Below are 4,124 nucleotides of genomic sequence, written 5' to 3' on the forward strand. Positions count from 1 at the left end.
CGTGGGGGCGGAGGCAGGGGCGCGGGGCTTGAGGGCGTCCGCGGCGGCCGGACCCGCCGCGCCTCCCTCGGCGGCCACCTCCGCGGAGCCCGCCGGACCCGCCGACTCCTCGGCGCTCGCGCCCTTCTCGGCCACCTCCGCCGGAAGCCCCGGATTCTCCCGGTCCGCCGGATTGACGGGGTCCGCCGGACTCTCCGGATTCTCGGTCTCCAGCAACTGCACGGCATGGCGGCCCAGTTGGGCCACAAGCATGCTCGGCAGCCACGGGTCGCGGCTGCGGCCGTCCAAGACGGTGTCCTCCGCGCCGGTACGTTCCAGGATGTCGTCGAGGCTCGGGCGGGCGGCCGGGTCCTTGCGCAGACAGAGCCGTACGAGGTCGGCGAGGCCCTCCGGCAGCGGGTCCAGGTCCGGCTCCTCCTGCGCGATGCGGAACATCAGGGCGTGCACCCCGCTGTTGGCCGTGCCGAAGGGAAGGGCGCCGGTAGCCGCGTAGGCGAGGACGGAACCCAGGCAGAAGACGTCGCAGGCCGGTGTGATGCGGTCGCCGCGGACCTGCTCGGGGGCCATGAACCCGGGCGAGCCGACGAGCGCGCCGGTCCGCGTCAGGCCGCCGTCAGTCACCGTCTCCAGGGCGCGCGCGATACCGAAGTCGATGACGCGGGGGCCGTCGATCGTGACGAGCACGTTCGACGGTTTGAGGTCGCGGTGGACGATCCCGGCGGCGTGGATGTCCTTGAGGGCGTGGGCGAGTCCGGCCGCGAGGATGCGTACGGAACGCTCGGGCAGCGGGCCGTGGTCGTGCCCGACGACGGTCTGCAGGGAGGGCCCGGCGACATAACCGGTCGCCACCCACGGAATCGCGGCCTCCGTGTCCGCGTCGAGCACGGGTGCGGTCCAGTACCCGCCGACCCGCCGCGCGTTCCGCACCTCCTGCCGGAACCGCGCCCGGAACTCCTCCTGCTCGGCGAGCTCCTGCCGCACCAGCTTCACGGCGACGGTACGGCCCCGATCGGAACGCGCCAGATACACGTTCCCCATCCCGCCGGACCCCAGCCGCGCCAGCAGCCGGTACGCGCCGATCCGCCCTCCGCCTCCGGCTTGGGGGATGCCCAACGGCTCCCCCGGTCCCAGCTTCTCCATGGCCGGCGCCCCCTACCCCGTGCGTGTGCAACGGGCTGAGGATAGTGCGGCCGTCCGGGGCGGAGGGCTGGGCGGCCTCCGTCACATCGCTCCGTAATCCATTTGATACGCTCAGTGAACTGTCGGGGGCGACAACCAAGTCCCCAACAACCCGAGTGAGTCCCGTACTTGCTCCTGCGGCCGGAAGGGTCGTCGCCGGACAGGCATGACCTGTCAAACTCCCCGGAGCGATCCAGGGGAGAATCTCCCGGATTCATCCGGGAGAGAACTTCAAAGATCCGTAACGGGTGACGCGGGCGACGAGAGCTGATCGAGCGCCTGTGACAGACGTTCCAACACGCGTACGGTCTCGGCGAAGCCGTCGTCTCCGAGGGCGTCCGCGAGGCGGTCGGCGAGGGCCTCGTGGCCGGGGTGGATCTTCGCCATGGCGGCGCGGCCCTCCTCGGTCGGAGTGAGCAGTTTGGCGCGGCGGTGGGCGGGGTTGGGCGCGTATTCGGCGAGGCCCTTCTCTACGAGCAGGTCGGCGATCCGTTGCACGCTCTGCCGGGTGATGCCCATCGCGCGGGCGATCCCGGAGACGGGCAACGGCTCGTGGAGTACCGCTCCGAGCACCTGCCACCAGGCGGCGGTCAGTCCGGCGGACCGGGCCAACTCCTCTGCCACGGACAGGAATTGACCGTTGAGCCGGAAGACGCCGAGGGCGCTGCGGCTGAGCAGGTCCTGACGCTCGCGGCTCACTGGCCGGCCGCCTCGAGAACGGCGTACGCCTCCGGGTCCGAGTCGTGGAACAGCCGGTACCAGGCGTCCAGCACCTCACCCTCGTACACGCCGAGCAGCCCGAACACCTCGCGGGCGAACGCGACGGGTTCGGTGGGCCCGGCGGTGATCAGCTTCCCGTCGGTCACGGCGTCGGCGTCGACGTACCGCTCGCCGCCCTTGTATCCGGTGGCGGCCAAATAGAAGGAGACGGCGCTGGTGTGGTCGCGGTCGTCGAGCAGCCCGTCGCGGGCCAGCCCGGCGGTGGCTCCGCAGATGGCGGCGACGGGGGCGCCCGCGTCGAGGAACTCCCGCGCCTTGCGGGCGAACGGCGCGAGGTCGTCGCCCGTGTCCCAGAGGTCGGCACCGGTGAGGATCAGCAGGGAGCTGCCCTCGGGGCGTACGTCATCGAGGGCCAGGTCCGGCTGGATCCGCAGGCCGCCGATACTCGTCACCGGTGCGCGGCTGGGCCCCACGGTCCGGATCTCGTACCCGGCTCGGGCGAGAAACGCGGTCGCGTGCCCGGCCTCCCAGTCGGCGAAGGAGTCGTACACGGCAAGGTGGACGGGCTTGCGGGGGGTCGTGGTGACCATGGCTTCTCCTCGGTTGGCTTGATGTTTATGTAAGCATGCTGTCATTTCGACAGCATGCTGTCAATAACCCGTTCCTCGCGAACTCGAACGCGTATGGTGACGTGCTCGTAGATATGGACGTACGCGCTCGTAGCTATGCGCGAGTACCGACCCGATCGAGGAGGACCAGGACCTTGCCCGGCACCGGCGGCAACGGCGCCGTGACGCGCAGCACGCTGCGACAGCAGATCGCGGACGCGCTGCGCGACGAGGTGCTGGCCGGGCGCCTGCAGCCGGGCCAGGAGTTCACGGTGAAGGAGATCGCCGAGCAGTACGGCGTCTCCGCGACTCCCGTCCGCGAGGCCCTGGTCGACCTGTCGGCGCAGGGGCTGCTGGAGGCGGACCAGCACCGCGGTTTCCGCGTGCACGAGTACTCGCCGGCCGACTACCGGGACATGATCGAGGCCCGGAGCCTGGTCACCGACGGCCTGTTCCACCAGTATCTGGACGAGAGGTCCGACATCAGCCGGGCCGCCCGCGCCGCCCTGGACCCGCGCGCCGACGATCCGCGCCGCGCCGCCACCCTCGCCGGAGTGCGCCGCCGCGGCGAGGAGGCCGAGCGAGCCGCCGCGGCCGGTGACCTGAACATCCTGATCGGCTACGACCTGCGCTTCTGGCGCGAGCTCAGCAATCTCTTCGGCAACCCCTACCTCGCCGACTTCCTGCACCGGCTGCGCGTCCAGTCCTGGGTGTGCGCGGTCCAGTACCTGCGTACGGTAGATCTGCGCGGCCGCCTCTGGGCCGGGCACACCGCGCTCGTGGACGCCCTGGCGCGCCGCGACGCCGAGGCGGCGCACGAGATCGTCACCGCGTACAACGCGCACTCGCTCGCGCTCATCGAACGGCTGGCGGCCGGATGAGACCTCGTGGGGCGCCCGGGGATGTGGGGCGATGGGGCGTGGGTAGACGGATCTGTACGACAAGGGCTGACCGCGCTTGTCAGCCATTACGCTGCCTTTGACCACCGTGCTATCCGAGGAGTCATCTGTTGGCCTGTGACCTGTGGCTGGTCCCACTCGTCGACGTGTTGTGCCACACCCCCGACAACCCCTTCGCCGAGGAACTCGCGCTCTACGACAAGGTCCTGGGCGAGGCCGGACTCCCACCGGTGCCGGTGTACCAGTACATGCCAGGACTGTCCGGCGACGTGGCCCCCGTCGCGGGCTTCGACTACGACGCACTGCATTTCCTGCGCCGCGCGTACCTGCTCCAGGTCTGCCAGCTCGCCGTGACACCGGTGGACGAACTGGGCGGCGACTACGAGCAGTTGCTGGAGATGTTCGAGGGGACCGCCCAGCAGTCGCACCTGGTCTGGCACTACGACCACGCGGGTGCGTACGTCCCCGTCGACTTCCCGCACCCGCTCTCGAACGACGAACTCCTCGCGGGCGGCGGCCCCTTGGGCTCCTCCCAGACGCTGCTGCGCGAGCTGGAGTTCGTGGCCCCGTCGATCGGCATCGACCCCGCGACCGAGCAGCACGCGGCGCAGCTCGCGCGCGCCCTCGACGCCCTGCTCGCCGACCCCGAGACCCGTCGGCGGATGGGCGAGGCGGGCCGGGAGCGGGCGGTACGGGAGTTCGGCTGGGACGCGGTGGC

General features: G+C 71.0%; 5 protein-coding genes. 2 read left to right on the forward strand and 3 right to left on the reverse strand.

Features of this window, described 5'->3' with window-relative positions; translation table 11 throughout:
- The 3 genes from G6048_RS47045 to G6048_RS47055 all read right to left on the reverse strand — a co-directional run.
- The coding region (locus tag G6048_RS47045; RefSeq protein ID WP_165345746.1) for a serine/threonine-protein kinase at nt 1-1,140 on the reverse strand (1,140 nt) is incomplete at its 3' end.
- 270 nt (nt 1,141-1,410) lie between these two features.
- Nucleotides 1,411-1,878: a MarR family winged helix-turn-helix transcriptional regulator gene (locus G6048_RS47050; RefSeq protein ID WP_165345747.1), complete on the reverse strand. Its 468-nt coding sequence runs from the start codon at nt 1,876-1,878 to the stop codon at nt 1,411-1,413.
- Nucleotides 1,875-2,489 (reverse strand): type 1 glutamine amidotransferase family protein, encoded by a 615-nt coding sequence (locus tag G6048_RS47055; protein ID WP_165345748.1) that lies wholly within the window; start codon nt 2,487-2,489, stop codon nt 1,875-1,877. Before G6048_RS47055 ends, G6048_RS47050 begins: the two co-directional genes overlap by 4 nt.
- A gap of 173 nt (nt 2,490-2,662) precedes the next feature.
- Here G6048_RS47055 and G6048_RS47060 point away from each other — a divergent pair, with 173 nt between their 5' ends.
- Both G6048_RS47060 and G6048_RS47065 read left to right on the forward strand, forming a co-directional pair.
- Entirely contained in the window at nt 2,663-3,388 is a 726-nt protein-coding gene (locus tag G6048_RS47060; protein WP_165345749.1) for a GntR family transcriptional regulator, read from the forward strand.
- 128 nt (nt 3,389-3,516) lie between these two features.
- Nucleotides 3,517-4,124 (forward strand): glycosyltransferase (locus tag G6048_RS47065; protein WP_235991125.1); only part of this gene is annotated, 608 nt, incomplete at its 3' end.

Source organism: Streptomyces ureilyticus (assembly GCF_011045025.1).
GTDB lineage: Bacteria > Actinomycetota > Actinomycetes > Streptomycetales > Streptomycetaceae > Streptomyces > Streptomyces ureilyticus.

Bases quoted from the DNA above. Each gene is read 5' to 3' on its own strand.
- G6048_RS47055 (WP_165345748.1), bottom strand. From the start codon at position 2,489: ATGGTCACCACGACCCCCCGCAAGCCCGTCCACCTTGCCGTGTACGAC.